The following is a 15,218-nucleotide window of genomic DNA, read 5'->3' on the forward strand; positions in this document are numbered from 1 at the left end:
TTGTTGGCCGTGACCGACACGACCGATGCAACCCCGGTGTCGCAGACGGCCCAGCTCTACGACAACCTGCGTGCCGCGATCCTGACGCTCGACATCGCGCCGGGTGAGCGCATCTCGGAGCGCGGACTCGAAGCGCGGTTCCACGCCTCGCGGACCCCCGTCCGTGCCGCACTGTCGCGGCTCGAGCGCGAGGGCCTCATCCTGCACGAGGGGCGCTCGTGGACGGTCACCCCGATCGACCTCGACGAGATCGCCTCGCTCGCCGAACTCCGCGGCGTGCTCGAACCCGCCGCCACCCGACTCGCGGTCGAGCGGGCGAGCGCCGAACAACTCGCCGAGGTCCGCGGGCACCTCGACGCACTGCGCCCGACACCCGACCAGCAGGCCGGCATCCGGATGGGCTCGACGTTCCACCTCGACCTGGCGGCGCTCGGCGGCAACCGGTTCATCACCGACGCGATCGCCGATGCCCTGACCCGTCTCGAGCGCACCCGGTGGATCGAGGTGCGCACGCCCGAGGCCCGCGACGCCGCGTGGGACGAGCACAGCGCCATCATCGACGCCGTGCGCGACGGCGACGCCGACCGTGCGGCCGGGCTCGTCGCAGCGCACGTCGCCGGGACGAACGACCGGTTGCTCGGTTGGATCGCGCAGGAGCGCCGCCGACTGCGCGGCGCGGGCATGACGATCGTCGGGGCCACCGAGCGCTGACGCGATCCGCGTGACCTGACGGAGCACGAACCCCGGGGCCCGGCGTGATGCGCGGCGCGTGACGCGTGACCCGGTCCGCCGTGGCGCGAGCAGGGCACTGGACGCGACCGTGCCGGAGACGCGACCCGACAGCAGCTGCCGGTCCGCGCCTCCTGGCCGTCGCCCGGTCGACGCCGGACGTGACCCGCTACGGGCGGTCCGCGCGCTCCTCCGTCGCGTCGAGCTGGTCGAACGTCGAACCGCCGCCGTCGGTGCGCTCGAGCAGCGCGTCGCGCACCTCGGCCTCGTCGTGGCTCGCGCGGTTCGCCAGCTTGCTTCCGGATCGTGTCGCCTGTGACATGTCGGTGTCCTTCCCCTGCGTGTGGGCATCGTGGTGTGCGCGGGCATCCTGCCCGCCGGTGCGCTTCCTCACGGGACGTACTGAGGTCGTGACAGTGTCGCGCGGTCGCTCCGGCCGCCGCAAGGGCTTTCGTCACATGTGGAGAAGTGCCGTCACGGACCGTGCCTAGGATGGTGCGGCCGCGCCGCCCCGGTGCGCACCAGCGGACGTCGGACGGGAGGCACGGCTTGGCTGCACCACGTACCGCACCTCCCACGGTCTACGACGTCGCCAGTGCCGCGAACGTCTCGATCGCGACCGTCTCGCGCGTGCTCCGCACGCCGGACGCCGTCCGCGAGGGCACCCGGGACCGCGTCCAAGCGGCGATCCGCAGCCTCGGCTACGTCCCCTCCGGCAACGCCCGAGCCCTCGCCGGCAAGCGCACCGGCGTCGTCGGACTGCTGCTGCCCGGGTTCGACGTGGTGCCCGACGAACGGCCGGACCTGGTCACCGACGGGGGCGTCCGCGTGGTCGACGACCGCCGCCACGTGACCCAGCCGTTCTCCTCGAACCTGTACTTCGACGAGGTCCTGCGCGGCGCCGAGACCGAGGCCTGGCAGCGCGGACTCGCGCTGATGGTCGCCGCCGGTCGGGGGTCCTCGCGCGACGTGATCGTCAACGACGTCGCCGGCCGGGTGGACGGCCTCGCCGTGCTCGCGCAGACCGTGCCGGACGACCTGCTCGAGCACGTCGCCCGTCGGATCCCGGTCGTGGTGCTCGCCGACGACCGGCGGTCGCACGGGTTCGACTCCGTGAGCGTGGACAACAGCGCCGGCATGCGGACGCTCGCATCGCACGTGATCGGGCGGCTCGGCATCCGGTCGCTCGCGTACGTCGCGGGCCCGATCGACTCGCCGGACGACATGGAGCGCTCGACCGGCTTCCGGTCGGCGTTGGCGGACCACGGGGTGCCGGCGTCGTCGGTCCGGGTGGTGCACGGCGACTTCGGCCGGGCGCGAGCGCGGGAGCTGGCGGCGACGCTGCTGGCGGACGAGGTGCCCCGGGCCATCGTGTGCTCGAACGACCAGTCGGCGCTCGGCGTGCTCGACGCCGCCACCGCCCGGGGCCTGCGCGTGCCCGAGGACGTCGTCGTCACCGGGTTCGACGGCATCGACGCCGGGCGCTTCTCGTCGCCGCGGCTCACCACCGTGCACCAGCCGATGGGGGAGCTCGGGCGTGCGGCGGTGCGGGCGATCGTCGACCGGCTGGACCACCGCGAGGGACCGCCGCGCGCCGTCCGCCTGCCGGTCGAGGTGCTGTTGCGCGAGAGCTGCCCGCCGGCGCTGTGACGAGCGGTGCTGCGAGCGGCGCGGCGCATGGCGCGGCGAACGGCGCTGCGAGCGGCGCGGCGGTGCGTCCGCACCGTGCGGCTTTGGTCATCCCGTGCGACGTTGACCGCCCGGTGCGGGCCTGTAACCGCGCACGGAGCGGGCAGCCTCGCACCCGGCGACGGAACGCGCACCGTGCGCAGCGACCCTCGCTGCCGCCGCCCGCGCCTGCGTACCACCCCGGCACGGAACCCCGGTGTTGCGCGACGCGATGTAAGCGCATACATTGACCCAGTACCGATTCGACACGGAGGTCGACCGAGCAATGACGCTTCCCCCACAGCGCACGCGCGGCAAGCGCGACCCCGGGACCCGCGCTCCCGGAACGCGCCCCGGCAGCACGCGACGACGCGGACGCCTCGTCGCGGCGATCGCCGGGCTCGCAGCCGTGGCCCTCATGGCCACCGGCTGCAGCATCCAGGTCCGGTCCGAACCCGATCCCACGATCGGCAAGGACACGATGCTCATCAACGCGGACCACGGCAACCCGCTGTTCGACCGCAACTTCAACCCGTACATCGCGAACGCCCGCACGGCCTCCAAGTGGATGTACGAGCCGCTCATCGAGATCAACCCCCTCGACGGCAAGGGCACCCCGTGGCTCGCCAGCAAGTGGAGCCAGCCGGACGCCAGCACGATCGACATGACGATCCGCCAGGGCGTCGAGTGGTCCGACGGCTCACCGTTCTCGGCGAAGGACGTCGCCTTCACGTTCGACCTGCTGAAGAAGTTCCCGGCGATGGACGTCAAGGGCGCCTGGCAGCACATCAAGAGCATCGAGGTGGACGGCGACCACGTCGTCTTCCACCTGAAGAGCGACGACGTGCCGAGCCTGAACATCATCGGCGCGACGTACATCCTCGGTGAGCAGCACTGGGGCGGCGTGAAGGACCCCACGACGTTCCGCGACCCGAACCCGGTCGGCACCGGCCCGTTCGTGCTCGGCAACTACACCGACCAGCAGTACTCGATGGACAAGAACCCGACGTACTGGCAGGCCGACAAGATCGCCATCAAGCACCTCATCCTGCCGGCGACGAACACGCAGCTCGACACCGTCACCCGCGGCTACGACTGGGCGTACTCGTTCATCTCGGACGTCAAGGGCACCTGGGGTGCCGCGTCGAAGACGAACCAGTGGTGGTTCCCGGCCGGTGGCGTGATCGGCCTCATCCCGAACCTGACGAAGGCCCCGTACAACGACGTCAACGTCCGCAAGGGCATCTCGCTCGCGCTGAACCGTGACGACATCGCCGAGACCGCGTCCGAGGGCAACCTGGCGGCAGCGGGCCAGACCGGCCTGATCCTGCCGAACCAGGAGAAGTACCTCAACCCGGACATCCCGGACAAGGGCATGATCACGCAGGACGTCGACGCTGCGAAGGCCGCGTTCGCGAAGTCCGGCTGGACCGAGCAGGGCGGGAAGATCATGAAGGACGGCAAGCAGCTGTCCATCACCATCATGACCGCGAACGGCTACTCGGACTGGCTCCGTGCCGCGCAGGAGGTCCGTCGCGACCTGACGGCCATCGGCGTGAAGGTGACGATCCAGGCACCGCAGCCCGCTGGCTACCAGCAGAACATCAACAACGGCACGTTCGACATGGCGATGGGCGGCATGGGCAACGGTGACGTCTACCAGGCGTTCAACTCCCTGCTCAGCAGCGACTTCTACCAGCCGGTCGGCAAGTCGACGGTCAACAACTACGAGCGCTACAAGAACGCCGACACCCAGAAGCTCCTCGACGAGTACAAGGCGACGACGGACACCGCGAAGCAGCAGGAGATCCTCAACCAGCTGCAGGAGATCGTGTACGACGAGCTGCCCGTGATCGGCATGTACTACGGCGGGCTCTGGGGGCTGTTCAACACCGGCAAGTTCGTCGGTTGGCCCAGCGCCGAGGACCCGTACATGGCCCCGCAGAACTACGACTCCGCACCGCTGCTCATCTTCTCGAAGCTCCGGCTCCGGGACAGCGCAGCCGGCCAGGAGATCCTGAAGCAGCAAGAGGACCAGAAGTGAAGTACATCCTCCAGAAACTCGTCCTCTTCGTCCTGACCCTCTGGGCCGCGGTCACGCTGAACTTCGTGCTCCCGCGCCTCATGCCGGGCAGCCCGTCGGACGCCGCGCTGGCGAAGCTCAGCCAGAACGGCCCCGTCACCGAAGCCACCAAGAAGGCCATCGAGGCCCAGCTCGGTGTCCCCACGGGCAACCTGTGGGACCAGTACGTCAACTACCTGCACCAGGTCGTCACGCTCGACTTCGGGGTGAGCTACACGTTCTACCCGCAGCCGGTCGGCGACCTCGTGTCGAAGGCCCTGCCGTACACGCTCATCCTGGTCGGCGTCGTGACGATCCTCGCGTTCGTCCTCGGCACCCTGATCGGCGTCGCGGCGGCGTGGAAGCGCGGCACCTGGCTGGACTCGCTCCCGACGCTGTCGGGCTCGTTCATGTCGACGTTCCCGTACTTCTGGACCGCCCTGCTCCTGCTGTTCTTCCTCGGCTACGTGCTGCACTGGTTCCCGACCACGGGCGCCTACTCGGCGACCACCACCCCGGGGCTCAACGGAGCGTTCGCGGCCGATGCCCTGCAGCACGCGGTGCTGCCCGCGGTGACGATCCTGGTGACGAGCCTCGGCGGCTGGATCATCGGCATGCGCAACGCGATGATCAACACGCTCGGTGACGACTACGTGACCTTCGCCGAGGCGAACGGTCTGCGCGGCCGCACCGTGGCCGTCCGGTACGCGGCGCGGAACGCGATCCTGCCGAACCTGACCGGCTTCGGTCTGGCACTCGGTGGCGTGGTCGGCGGTTCGGTGCTGGTCGAGCAGGTCTTCGGCTACCCCGGCATCGGCTACCTGCTGTTCAACGCCGTCATCGGGCAGGACTACCCGCTGATGCAGGCCCTCTTCCTGATGATCACCGTGTCGGTGCTCATCGCCAACTTCATCGTGGACGTCATGTACGGCGTCCTGGACCCGAGGACGCGCCGATGACCAACAACGCCACTGTCGCTGTCCGGACCCAGGACACCGACGAACAACAGGCTCCTTCCAAGTGGAAGAGCATCGCCCGCCAGTTCGGCGTCGTCTGGTCGAACTCGAAGGCCCGGATCGGCATCATCATCCTCGCGGTGTTCGTGCTGGTCGCGATCTTCGCGCCGCTCCTGGCCCCGTACGGTGCCAGCCAGAACGGCTTCGCCCGGTCCGCCGACGCGACCGCCGACCACTGGATGGGCACCACCGCCGCCGGCGAGGACGTCCTGTCCCAGATCATCTACGGCGCACGGATCTCCGTGATGGTGGGTGCCGTCGCCGGCATCCTGTCGACGCTCGTCGCCGTCGCGATCGGCCTCAGCTGGGGCTACGTCCGCGGGTGGATCGGCGAGGTCATCGGCTTCATCGTGAACCTGTTCCTGGTCATCCCGGGCCTGCCCCTGATGATCGTCATCGCGGCGTACCTGCAGAACGGCGGCATCGCGGTCATCATCGCGGTGATCGTCGTCACCGGCTGGGCCTGGGGCGCTCGCGTGCTGCGCAGCCAGACGCAGTCCCTTCGCGGTCGCGACTTCGTGACGGCCGCGCAGTTCTCCGGCGACGGTGCGACCCGCATCGTGTTCCGCGAGATCCTGCCGAACATGACCTCGCTCATCGTCGGCTCCTTCTTCGGAGCGGCCACGAGCGCGATCCTGGCCGAGGCGGGCCTCGAGTTCCTCGGGCTCGGCGACTCGTCGATCGTCAGCTGGGGCACGATCCTCTACTGGGCGCAGAACTCCAACGCGCTGCTCACCGGCCAGTGGATCCTGCTCTTCGCCCCCGGTCTCTGCATCGCGCTGCTCGCGATGAGCCTGACCCTGATCAACTTCGGCGTCGACGCCGTGTCCAACCCGCGGCTGCGCGAAGGCGCGCGCCCGAAGCGCAAGGAGGCGACCGCATGAGCGGCTCGCGAACGTACGCAGATGACGGCCTGGAGGCGCGGGACGGCGCCGCCACGGGCCTCCCGTCCGACGGTGGTGACGCCCAGGGCGTCCTACTGGACGTCCGCGACCTGTCGGTCGTGTACGAATCGGCCGGCCAGACGGCCGTGCAGGCGGTCGACCACGTGTCGTTCAGCTTGCGGAAGGGCGAGTTCGTCGGCCTGGTGGGCGAGTCCGGTTCGGGCAAGTCGACGCTCGGCTACGCGCTGACGCGTCTGCAGAAGCCGCCGGCGCGGACGAACGGCGGCAGCATCGTCTTCAACGGTCACGACATCCGTGACCTCGACGAGGAAGCGCTCCGGCAGCAGCGCCAGGGCGGCTTCGCGATGGTGCTGCAGTCCGGCATGAACGCGCTCAACCCGGTGCGCACCGTCCGGAACCACTTCATCGACATCTTCAAGGCGCACGGCCACGTGTCACGCGACCGCTGGGACGCCCGGATGAAGGAGCTCATCGAGAAGGTGAAGCTGCCGACGTCGATGCTCGCCCGGTTCCCCGGGGAGCTCTCCGGCGGCATGCGGCAGCGTGTCTCGATCGCCCTGGCCCTGTCGCTCGAACCGCAGCTCATGGTGTTCGACGAGCCGACCACGGCACTCGACGTGCTCGTGCAGCACGCCGTCATGGACACGATCATCGAGCTGCAGCAGGCCGAGGGCTTCACGGCGATCCTGATCAGCCACGACCTCGGCATCGTGCTCGAGGCCACCGAGCGCGTGCTCGTCATGCACGAGGGCCGCATCGTCGAGGACGGCGGCTCGAAGGAGCTCCTGCGCAACCCGCAGGACGAGTACACGCAGATGCTGCTGTCGCACTACGCCGACCCGCGGGCCGAGATCGTGTCCCTGCCCGGGTTCCCGGACCGGTCGCAGCGTGCGACGTCCGGCGAGAAGCGGCAGGAGGCCACGTCGTCGTTCAGCACCGTCGGGTCGCGTGAGCGATCGGCGGCGAAGAACCCGATCGTCGTCTCGAACATCGTGAAGACCTACCCGGCTCCGCGCCGCGGCGAGCAGCCGGTGCAGGCGGTGCGCGACGTGTCGTTCACCCTCGAGCCGGGGCAGTCGCTCGCCCTGGTCGGCCAGTCCGGTTCGGGCAAGTCGACCATCGCGAAGCTCCTGACCGGGGTCGAGAAGCCGACGACCGGCACCGTCCGGTTCGGCGACCTCGACGTCGCACGCCTGGGCAAGCGCGGCCTGCGGGACCTCCGGTCCGAGGTGCAGATGGTGTTCCAGGACCCGTACGCGGCGCTCAACCCGCTGCACACCGTGGAGTACACGCTCTCCCGCCCGATCGCGAACTACACGGACCTGAAGGGGCAGGACGCCCGACGCCGCGTGCTCGAGCTCCTCGAGACCGTGGGCCTGACCCCGGTCGAGCAGTTCGCGCAGAAGCTCCCGCACCAGCTCTCCGGTGGGCAGCGGCAGCGCGTCGTCATCGCCCGGGCACTCGCGTCCGACCCGCAGGTGATCATCGCCGACGAGCCGGTCTCGATGCTCGACGTGACGTTGCGCGCCGGCGTGCTCGCCCTGCTCGAGGACCTGCGCGAGCAGTGGGGCGTCTCGCTCCTCTACATCACGCACGACCTGCTCAGCGCGCGGCTCATCACCGACGACATCATGGTGCTCCACGAGGGTGCCGTGGTCGAGCGGGGACGGACGGCCGAGGTGCTGCAGAACCCGCAGGACCCGTACACGATCGCCCTGCTCGACGCCGTGCCGAACCCCCGCCGCGCCCTCGCGGAGGGCCGGCTGTGACCACGCTGCACGACTTCCCGGCGGTGCCGGCGTTCGGCCACCTGCCGACGCCGGACGGTGTCGACGTCGTCGGCATCGACCTGCCGATCGGTCGCCTCACGGCGTACCGGATCGTGCCGTCCGGGGTGTCGAAGGGTGTCGTGCTCATCGTCCCGGGCTACACCGGCTCGAAGGAGGACTGGCGCACGTTCCTGCCGCTCCTCCGCGACGCCGGGTGGTCGGCGGTGGCGATCAGCCGCCGTGGACAGGCCGACTCGGTCTCGCCCGACGACCGCACCGCGTACACGCTCGAGCAGGAGGCCGCCGACGTCGTCCGCGTCGCCGGACTGCTCGACGACGGCGCTCCGGTGCACCTCATCGGCCACTCGCTCGGCGGCGTGATCGTCCGCGCCGCAGCGATCGCCTCGCCGACGTCGTTCCGCGACGTGACGATGTTCTGCTCCGGCCCGCACGGCTGGTCGTACCGCAAGGCCGCCGAGAAGACGATCGTCGCCGACACGTGCTCCAACCGTGCGCTGTTCGACGCGCAGAACCCGCTCTGGGCCGGCCGCCCCGACGCCGAGCTCCCCGACGACGCCCGGATGGTCCGCGAGCGCTTCGACCACACGAGCGTCCTCAGCGTGCTCGGTGGTGCAGCGATCCTCGAGGACCGCACCGACACCACCGAGGAACTCCGCGCGACCGGACTGCCGGTGCTCGTCGCGCACGGCGTCTGGGACGGCGCCTGGCCGATCCCGTGGCAGGCGGACATGGCCTCGCGTCTCGGTTCGTCGTACGAGGTGATCGCCGAGAGCTACCACGGCCCCCAGATCGAGAACCCGCTCGGCACGGTCGCCGTCTTCGATGCGTTCATGAACGCCCACTGAAAGGACCCCGTCATCAGCACGCTCGACTTCCCGAAGGGCTTCCTCTGGGGTGCCGCCACCGCCGCGCACCAGATCGAGGGCAACAACGTCAACTCGAACTGGTGGGTGCACGAGCACGAGCCGGACACCACCATCGTCGAGCCGTCCGGCGACGCCGCGGACAGCTACCACCGCTACCGCGAGGACATCCGGATCGCCGCCGAGCTCGGCCTGAACTCGTACCGGTTCAGCATCGAGTGGGCGCGCATCGAGCCGGAACGCGGGTTCGTCAGCCGCGCCGAGATCGACCACTACCGCCGCATGGTCGACGCCTGCCACGAGTTCGGCATCGAGCCGATCGTCACGCTCATGCACTTCACGGTGCCCCGCTGGTTCGAACGCGACGGCTTCTGGCGCGCACCCGACGCGGCCGACCTGTTCGCCCGCTACACCGAAGCCGCGCTGCCCGTGGTGTCCGATGGTGTCCGGTACGTCTGCACGATCAACGAGCCGAACATCGCCGCGATGCTCGCCGGCGGCGAGGACGCGTCGAACCTGGTGGCGTACGGCCTGCCGAACCCGGACCTGGGCGTCGCCGACGCCCTGCTCGAGTCCCACAAGCGTTCGCGGGAGGTGCTCTCCCAGGTGGATGGCATCCAGAGCGGCTGGACCGTCGCGACGCAGGCGTTCAAGTCCAACGGTGAGCTCGGCGCGGACGCGATGCTCCGCGAGTACGGGTACCCGCGCGACGACTGGTACCTCGAGAACGCCGCCGGCGACGACTTCCTCGGCGTGCAGGCGTACACCCGGACGTTCATCGGCGCTTCCGGTCCGTTGCCCGTGGCGGACGACGTCGAGACGACCCTGACCGGCTGGGAGTTCTACCCGGAGGCCTCGGCCGACGGGCTGCGCAGCGCGTGGGAGCTGTCCGGCGGTGTCCCGCTGATGATCACCGAGAACGGCATCGCCACCGCCGACGACACCCGTCGCCAGGCCTACACGCAGGGCGCGCTCGAGGGCATCCACCGCTGCATCGACGACGGCATCGAGGTCCTCGGCTACCAGCACTGGTCGCTCCTGGACAACTACGAGTGGGCGTCCGGCTTCCGTCCGACCTTCGGCCTGGTGTCGTGGGACCCGGAGACGTTCGAGCGCACGCCGAAGCCGTCCGCGCACTGGTACGGGAAGGTCGCCCAGGCGAACGCCATCGAGACGGCGGAGTAGCCCGCCGGCTCGATCAGCTCCCCGAGTAGTAGTGCGCCAACTGCTCCGCGACCGCTCGGTCGCGGAGCAGTTCTGCGCGAGCGGTGGCGGTCGAGCCCTCGTCGTCCTCGGCGTTCACGTCGACGTCCAGGGCGAGCACGGACCGCACCGTGTCCAGGCCACCGGAGTCGACCGCGGCGATCAGCAGGGACGCGCCCCGTGAGCCGAGCGCCCTGGCGTCCGCACCCGCGGCGGCGAGCGACCGCACGATCGCACCGTGGCCACCCCACGCGGCGCGGACGATCGGGGTGTTGCCGTCGGTGTCCCGGGCCTCCAGGTCGGCGCCCGCAGCCACGAGCACGTCGATCGCCCGACGTGCATCGCGGTCGATCGCCAGCGTCAGCGGCGTCCGCCCCTCGGTGTCGGTGAGCTGCAGCGACGCGCCGCGACGCAGGAGCTCCTCGAGCATCTCGGGCCGGTCGAACCACGCGGCGGCGTGCAGCGGGGCGAAGCCCCAGCGCGGGTCGACGTCGTCGACGTCACTCGCGTCGTCGGCCAGGTGCAGTCCGCCCAGGTCGCCGTACGCGGCGGCACGCACCACCTCGGTGGCGTACTCGACCCAGCCGTCCGGCACCGGACCGTGCCAGCCGCGCGCTGGCCGTGCGTCGAGCTCCGTGTAGACGGACTCGGGCACGCTGCGGATCGCGACCCGGACGCCCCGGAAGCGGATCGCCACCTCGCCGACGGGGGAGACGAGCAGGCGGAGCTCCCACTGGTCGAGCTCGTGCAGGTACTCGAGCTCACCGCGCACGACGTGGGCGTCCCCGGCGAGCAGTGCTGCGGGGTCGGTGTGGGGTGGGTCCACCACGGCGTCGCGGAGTCGGAGCGTGACCCTGGCGTGGTTCCACCGGCGCCACAGGCCGTCGGGGGTGTCGAGCACCTCGTCGTTGCGGACGATGACCTCGGTGTGCACGACGACCGGGTCGGGGACACCGTGCCCGGGCAGGTCGACCGTCGTCGCGGTGTCGTCGTCGTCCTCGTCGTCCGGGTGCGCGAGGTCCGGGTGCGCGAGATCCGGGTGCTCGACGTCCCATCGTGCGATGCGGGAGTCCGTCCACTTGACGGTCAGGAGTGCGGCGACGGCCGGGGGAGCGTCCTCGAGCACGCGGGCGACGTGTTCCCGCTGCCCGTCGAAGTCCTCGAGGGAGACGTAGCCCACGGACGGCCAGTTCACTCGACTCCATCGCACGGCCCGACACTAGTTGACGCCACTTCCGAACTCGGCGTCATTCAACATGTTTGGCGTCAGCACCGGCACCGGGCGAGCGTGGTGGGATGCCATCGACCCACGTCCCGTCCGACTCTCGACCTCCCGCGACCCGTCCCCGCAGGAGAGCCTCCGGCGTCGTCGTCCTCGCCGCGGCGACGACCCTGCTGCTGTTCGCCGAAGCGACTGTGCGGCAGCCGGCCCACGCCGCCGGAGCATCGACGGCGACCGCTCGACCGACGATCCAGCCGATGTCGGCCAACGGTCTCTTCGCACCGGATCAACCGGTCACGTTCGCAGTCGGTGCCGCGGGGACACCGGCGCTCGCGGACGTGGGCTGGCGGATCACCGACGCCAGAGGCGTGCTCGTCGAAGCCGGCGACGCCGTCGTCGGTTCCTCCGGACGAGCGGAGATCCGTCCGACTCGACGTCTCAACGCGGGCACGTACCGCGTGACGGCGCACGGCCCCGCTCTGCCCGAGACGTCCTTCCGGTTCGTCCGGACGCCGGGCGTCGAGCACCGTGACGCCTTCTTCAACGTCACGATGAACGGCTCGCCCGGGCCGGTCGCCGCGGCGCTCCCGACACTCGACGGGCTGGGCGCCGCGGGCTTCCGCCAGGACCTGCAGTGGTCCACCGTCGAGAAGGTGCCGGGCGTGTTCGACTTCCGCAGCACTGATGCGCGAGTGGACCCCATCGTGCGCGACCGTGGCGTCGCTCCGCTGTTCGTCCTCGACTACGGTCACATGGCGTACACCGGCGGCGCGATGACCCCGCCGGACGTCTCGGACCCGGCGCAGACAGCAGCCTGGCGCCGGTTCGTGTCCGAGGCGGTGACGCACATGCGCGACCGGTACCCGGACGCCGACCGCTCGTTCGAGATCTGGAACGAGTGGACGAACACCCACGGCACCCGTTCCGCCGACCCTGCCGCGTACATCGCGCTGTCACGGGTCACGGCCGCGACGATCAGGAGCGTCGACCCGGATGCACGGATCGTCGGGCCGGCCGAGAACGCCGTGTCGTCGGGCGAACTCCGCTGGCTCGACGAGTGGTTCCGGCTCGGTGGTGCCGACCACATCGATGCGATCAGCGTGCACCCGTACAACCAGCCGTACGCGCCGGAGCACTGTGTCGCGACGAACCCGTGCATCGAGAACGCGCTTCGTTGGCTCCGGGACAAAGCGGCGAAGTACCCCCGTGCGAACGGCGAACCGTTGCCGATCTGGATCACCGAGGTCGGATGGCCGACCCCGAACGGCAGGCCAGGCTGGGTCTCCGAGGACGACCAGGCGGCGTTCCTGGTCCGGACCCACGTGCTCGCCGCGCAGTACGGCGTCGAGCGGGTGTTCTCGTTCGAGATGGCCGCCCCGGACCAACCTGATCCGGACGGCAGTGCCAGGACCTTCGGGCTCGTCGACGCGCCGAGCCGCGCGTACGAGCCGAAGCCCGCTGCCGCTGCGTACGCGACGATGCAGCGCCAGCTCGCCGGCATGCGGTTCGCCGGTCAGTTCGTGACGGGTGCCGTGCGCGAAGCCCGGTTCGTCTCGGCCGACGGCACACGCTCGGTGCGGGTCGTGTGGCAGACCGCTGACCGGTTCGACGAACTGCCCATCAGTGTGGGTCTGCCCGGCGACGGCACCATCGTCGACGCCTACGGGGGCACGAAAGCCGTCCGGGGAACCGGTGGCAAGCTCGCGATGTCGGCGACGTGGAAGCCCCGGTTCGTGGTCTGGAATGGGTGAACCGGCGGACCGCCTCACGCAACTCGACGGGCTCCGCGGCCTCGCGGTCCTGCTCGTCGTCGCGTCGCACACCGCAGAGTCGGTCGTCCCCTACGGCGGGGTCGTCGGGGTGACGACCTTCTTCGTGCTCTCCGGCTTCGTGATCACCCGGGCGCTCCTCGACGAGGCCGAGCGTGCCGGGCAGATCCACCTCGGCCGGTTCTGGCTCCGCCGCGCGGCACGGCTGCTCCCGGCGTGGACGGCCGTCCTGGTGGTGGTGACCGTCGCGGTGATCGTGCTGGCAGACCCGATCCGCGGTGATCTGCCCCGCGTCCTCGCCACCGTCGGGTCCTACACGGGCAACCACGCCCGGGTGCTCGGCGTCGAGCTCGGACCGTTCGAGCACACCTGGTCGCTCGCCGTCGAAGAGCAGTTCTACCTCGTCTGGCCCCTCGTCCTCATCCTGCTCGGCGTCCTCGCCCGCACTCGGCCCCGCGTTGCCGTGGTCGCGCTCTGCGGACTCGTCGGTGCTGCGGTCACCTGGCGGGTCGTCGGCACGGTCGTGCTGCCGTACGACCGCCTGGCGTACGGGCTCGACACGAGCGCCGCCGCCCTGCTCGTGGGTGCGCTCGCCGCGTTCGCCGTGCGCACGGGCAGTCTCCGCGGTCTCGGTCAGATCGACTTGCGGACCGGACGTCCGAGCGCCGTCGTGCTCGGGGTCGGCGGCGTGGGCGCGACACTGCTCGTGGTGCTGTCGGCGTGCACGCTGCCGATCACGGTCGGGTCCCTGCCCGGTGCGGCTCGCTGGGTCGAGACGGCAGCGGTGGCGGTCGCAGCGCTCGTCGTCGTCGCAGGGGCGCTCGGTGGTGCTCCCGCGCTCGACCTGGCGATCGCTCGCTGGTTCGGGACCATCTCGTACGGGCTCTACTTGTGGCACTACCCGCTGCTCCGAATCGAGCCCGGGGGTGACCCGTCCACCGGTGTGGTGCGCCTGGGGCTCGCTCTGGTGGGCATCGGTGTGGCCTCGGCATCGTGGTACCTGCTCGAGCGGCCGGTGCTCCGCGCGACACGGTCGTGGGGCAGACACCCCACGACCCGTCCCGCGGCCGGCGCACCTCAGCGCGTGCGTGGGTGCACGGGGTGACGGTGCCCGGCGTCATCGCGGCCGAACCACCCCTGCCACCGCCCGGCGAGCTGGGCGTGCTGTTGCTCGACCGCGGCGGCGTCGCGCCGGACGCGAGCGATCACGAGCGCGACCACCGATCGGCTGACCCAGTAGCTCGCCTGCCCCCAGCAACCGTGCTTCCGGAGCACTCGCCCGAACCCGCGGTTGTACCGCCTGACCTTTGCGAGGACCGCGGTGGTGGGTCCGTCGTCGCGGAAGTCGCCGTGGTGCACGTGCAGGTCCGCGTCGAAGTCGACCCGCACCCCGGCCTCGACCGCGCGCATGACCAGGTCGTTCTCCTCGCCGGAGCCGAAGGGCTCCACACCCGACCCGAGCGTGTCGTCGAAGTCCCCGATGTCGTCGAGGACCTCTCGCCGGAAGAACACCCCGGAGCAGATGACGGTGCGCGGGACGTCCCGCACCCGGATCCGTCGGGATCGCCCGAGCCACCGGAGCATGGTGCCTCGGCCGGTCGCGTCCTTCGTCGGGATGCACAAACCGCCGAGCCGGGGTTCTTCGTCCACCCTGCTGAACCGGGCATCGATCGCGGACAGCACGCCGGTCGGGTACCAGCAGTCGTCGTCCGGGAACCCGACGAGGTCAGCGCGGAGCGTTCGCATCCCAGCGTTCCGGGCGGTACTCACACCGCTGGCGCCGGGCTGGTGGATGTACTCACCGTCGCCGTCCCGGATCATCGCCGCGAGCCGGTCGGGTACTTCGGGGACCGGGCGCTGCGCGACGACCGAGAGGAAGACCCGGTACGGCTCGGCTTGGATCGACCGGATCGCTCGGTCGAGGTACTCGGGCGGCCGGTTCGTGGCGATGATCAAGTGGAATCGATGGTGCATCGGGCCAGTGTCGTGGC

At 70.5% G+C, this 15,218-nt stretch carries 13 protein-coding genes; 10 read left to right on the forward strand and 3 right to left on the reverse strand.

Annotation, left to right across the window (positions count from 1 at the left end):
* The first annotated feature begins 9 nt into the window (after positions 1-9).
* The gene (locus EDF47_RS14715) at positions 10-711 is read left to right on the forward strand and encodes a GntR family transcriptional regulator (RefSeq protein ID WP_235035805.1); all 702 of its coding nucleotides are present in this window, start codon (positions 10-12) and stop codon (positions 709-711) included.
* 187 nt (positions 712-898) lie between these two features.
* Here EDF47_RS14715 and EDF47_RS19915 read toward each other — a convergent pair whose 3' ends face one another.
* Positions 899-1,051, reverse strand: coding sequence for a hypothetical protein (locus EDF47_RS19915; protein ID WP_159570996.1), 153 nt, complete (start codon positions 1,049-1,051; stop codon positions 899-901).
* Between the two features lie 227 nt (positions 1,052-1,278).
* Between EDF47_RS19915 and EDF47_RS14720 the strand changes: the two genes are divergently transcribed.
* The 7 genes from EDF47_RS14720 to EDF47_RS14750 all read left to right on the forward strand — a co-directional run bounded on the left by EDF47_RS14720 (position 1,279) and on the right by EDF47_RS14750 (position 10,218).
* Positions 1,279-2,379 carry a LacI family DNA-binding transcriptional regulator gene (locus EDF47_RS14720; RefSeq protein WP_228505604.1) on the forward strand — a complete coding sequence of 367 codons (1,101 nt, stop codon included), beginning with the start codon at positions 1,279-1,281 and terminating at the stop codon, positions 2,377-2,379.
* Positions 2,380-2,683: 304 nt separating this feature from the next.
* Positions 2,684-4,441 (forward strand): ABC transporter substrate-binding protein, encoded by a 1,758-nt coding sequence (locus EDF47_RS14725; protein ID WP_235035807.1) that lies wholly within the window; start codon positions 2,684-2,686, stop codon positions 4,439-4,441.
* Complete coding sequence (locus EDF47_RS14730) at positions 4,438-5,418, forward strand: ABC transporter permease (RefSeq protein ID WP_111085432.1); 981 nt, start codon at positions 4,438-4,440, stop codon at positions 5,416-5,418. The genes EDF47_RS14725 and EDF47_RS14730 overlap by 4 nt, the downstream gene beginning before the upstream one ends.
* Positions 5,415-6,359, forward strand: coding sequence for an ABC transporter permease (locus EDF47_RS14735; RefSeq protein ID WP_123293511.1), 945 nt, complete (start codon positions 5,415-5,417; stop codon positions 6,357-6,359). The genes EDF47_RS14730 and EDF47_RS14735 overlap by 4 nt, the downstream gene beginning before the upstream one ends.
* Complete coding sequence (locus EDF47_RS14740; protein ID WP_131881267.1) at positions 6,356-8,149, forward strand: ABC transporter ATP-binding protein; 1,794 nt, start codon at positions 6,356-6,358, stop codon at positions 8,147-8,149. Before EDF47_RS14735 ends, EDF47_RS14740 begins: the two co-directional genes overlap by 4 nt.
* Positions 8,146-9,015 (forward strand): alpha/beta fold hydrolase, encoded by an 870-nt coding sequence (locus EDF47_RS14745; protein WP_131881264.1) that lies wholly within the window; start codon positions 8,146-8,148, stop codon positions 9,013-9,015. The genes EDF47_RS14740 and EDF47_RS14745 overlap by 4 nt, the downstream gene beginning before the upstream one ends.
* A gap of 12 nt (positions 9,016-9,027) precedes the next feature.
* Positions 9,028-10,218: a family 1 glycosylhydrolase gene (locus EDF47_RS14750; protein WP_131881262.1), complete on the forward strand. Its 1,191-nt coding sequence runs from the start codon at positions 9,028-9,030 to the stop codon at positions 10,216-10,218.
* A gap of 13 nt (positions 10,219-10,231) precedes the next feature.
* On the opposite strand, the gene EDF47_RS14755 is transcribed toward EDF47_RS14750, so the two are convergent.
* A complete protein-coding gene (locus EDF47_RS14755) occupies positions 10,232-11,446 on the reverse strand; it encodes an ankyrin repeat domain-containing protein (protein WP_133937495.1) in 1,215 nt (404 codons plus the stop codon).
* An 86-nt stretch (positions 11,447-11,532) separates the two neighbouring features.
* Here EDF47_RS14755 and EDF47_RS14760 point away from each other — a divergent pair, with 86 nt between their 5' ends.
* Together EDF47_RS14760 and EDF47_RS14765 are read left to right on the forward strand one after the other, a co-directional pair.
* A complete protein-coding gene (locus EDF47_RS14760) occupies positions 11,533-13,209 on the forward strand; it encodes a glycosyl hydrolase (protein ID WP_123937406.1) in 1,677 nt (558 codons plus the stop codon).
* Positions 13,202-14,332 carry an acyltransferase gene (locus EDF47_RS14765; RefSeq protein WP_131881258.1) on the forward strand — a complete coding sequence of 377 codons (1,131 nt, stop codon included), beginning with the start codon at positions 13,202-13,204 and terminating at the stop codon, positions 14,330-14,332. The genes EDF47_RS14760 and EDF47_RS14765 overlap by 8 nt, the downstream gene beginning before the upstream one ends.
* Here EDF47_RS14765 and EDF47_RS14770 read toward each other — a convergent pair.
* A complete protein-coding gene (locus EDF47_RS14770) occupies positions 14,305-15,201 on the reverse strand; it encodes a glycosyltransferase (RefSeq protein ID WP_165932429.1) in 897 nt (298 codons plus the stop codon). The two genes, EDF47_RS14765 and EDF47_RS14770, sit on opposite strands and share 28 nt — an antisense overlap.
* Positions 15,202-15,218 lie beyond the last annotated feature (17 nt).

The organism is Curtobacterium sp. PhB190 (assembly GCF_004365385.1).
In the GTDB taxonomy this organism is placed as follows: Bacteria; Actinomycetota; Actinomycetes; order Actinomycetales; family Microbacteriaceae; genus Curtobacterium.

Bases quoted from the DNA above. Each gene is read 5' to 3' on its own strand.
- EDF47_RS19915 (WP_159570996.1), bottom strand. From the start codon at position 1,051: ATGTCACAGGCGACACGATCCGGAAGCAAGCTGGCGAACCGCGCGAGC.
- EDF47_RS14725 (WP_235035807.1), top strand. From the start codon at position 2,684: ATGACGCTTCCCCCACAGCGCACGCGCGGCAAGCGCGACCCCGGGACC.
- EDF47_RS14735 (WP_123293511.1), top strand. From the start codon at position 5,415: ATGACCAACAACGCCACTGTCGCTGTCCGGACCCAGGACACCGACGAA.
- EDF47_RS14740 (WP_131881267.1), top strand. From the start codon at position 6,356: ATGAGCGGCTCGCGAACGTACGCAGATGACGGCCTGGAGGCGCGGGAC.
- EDF47_RS14760 (WP_123937406.1), top strand. From the start codon at position 11,533: ATGCCATCGACCCACGTCCCGTCCGACTCTCGACCTCCCGCGACCCGT.
- EDF47_RS14765 (WP_131881258.1), top strand. From the start codon at position 13,202: ATGGGTGAACCGGCGGACCGCCTCACGCAACTCGACGGGCTCCGCGGC.
- EDF47_RS14770 (WP_165932429.1), bottom strand. From the start codon at position 15,201: ATGCACCATCGATTCCACTTGATCATCGCCACGAACCGGCCGCCCGAG.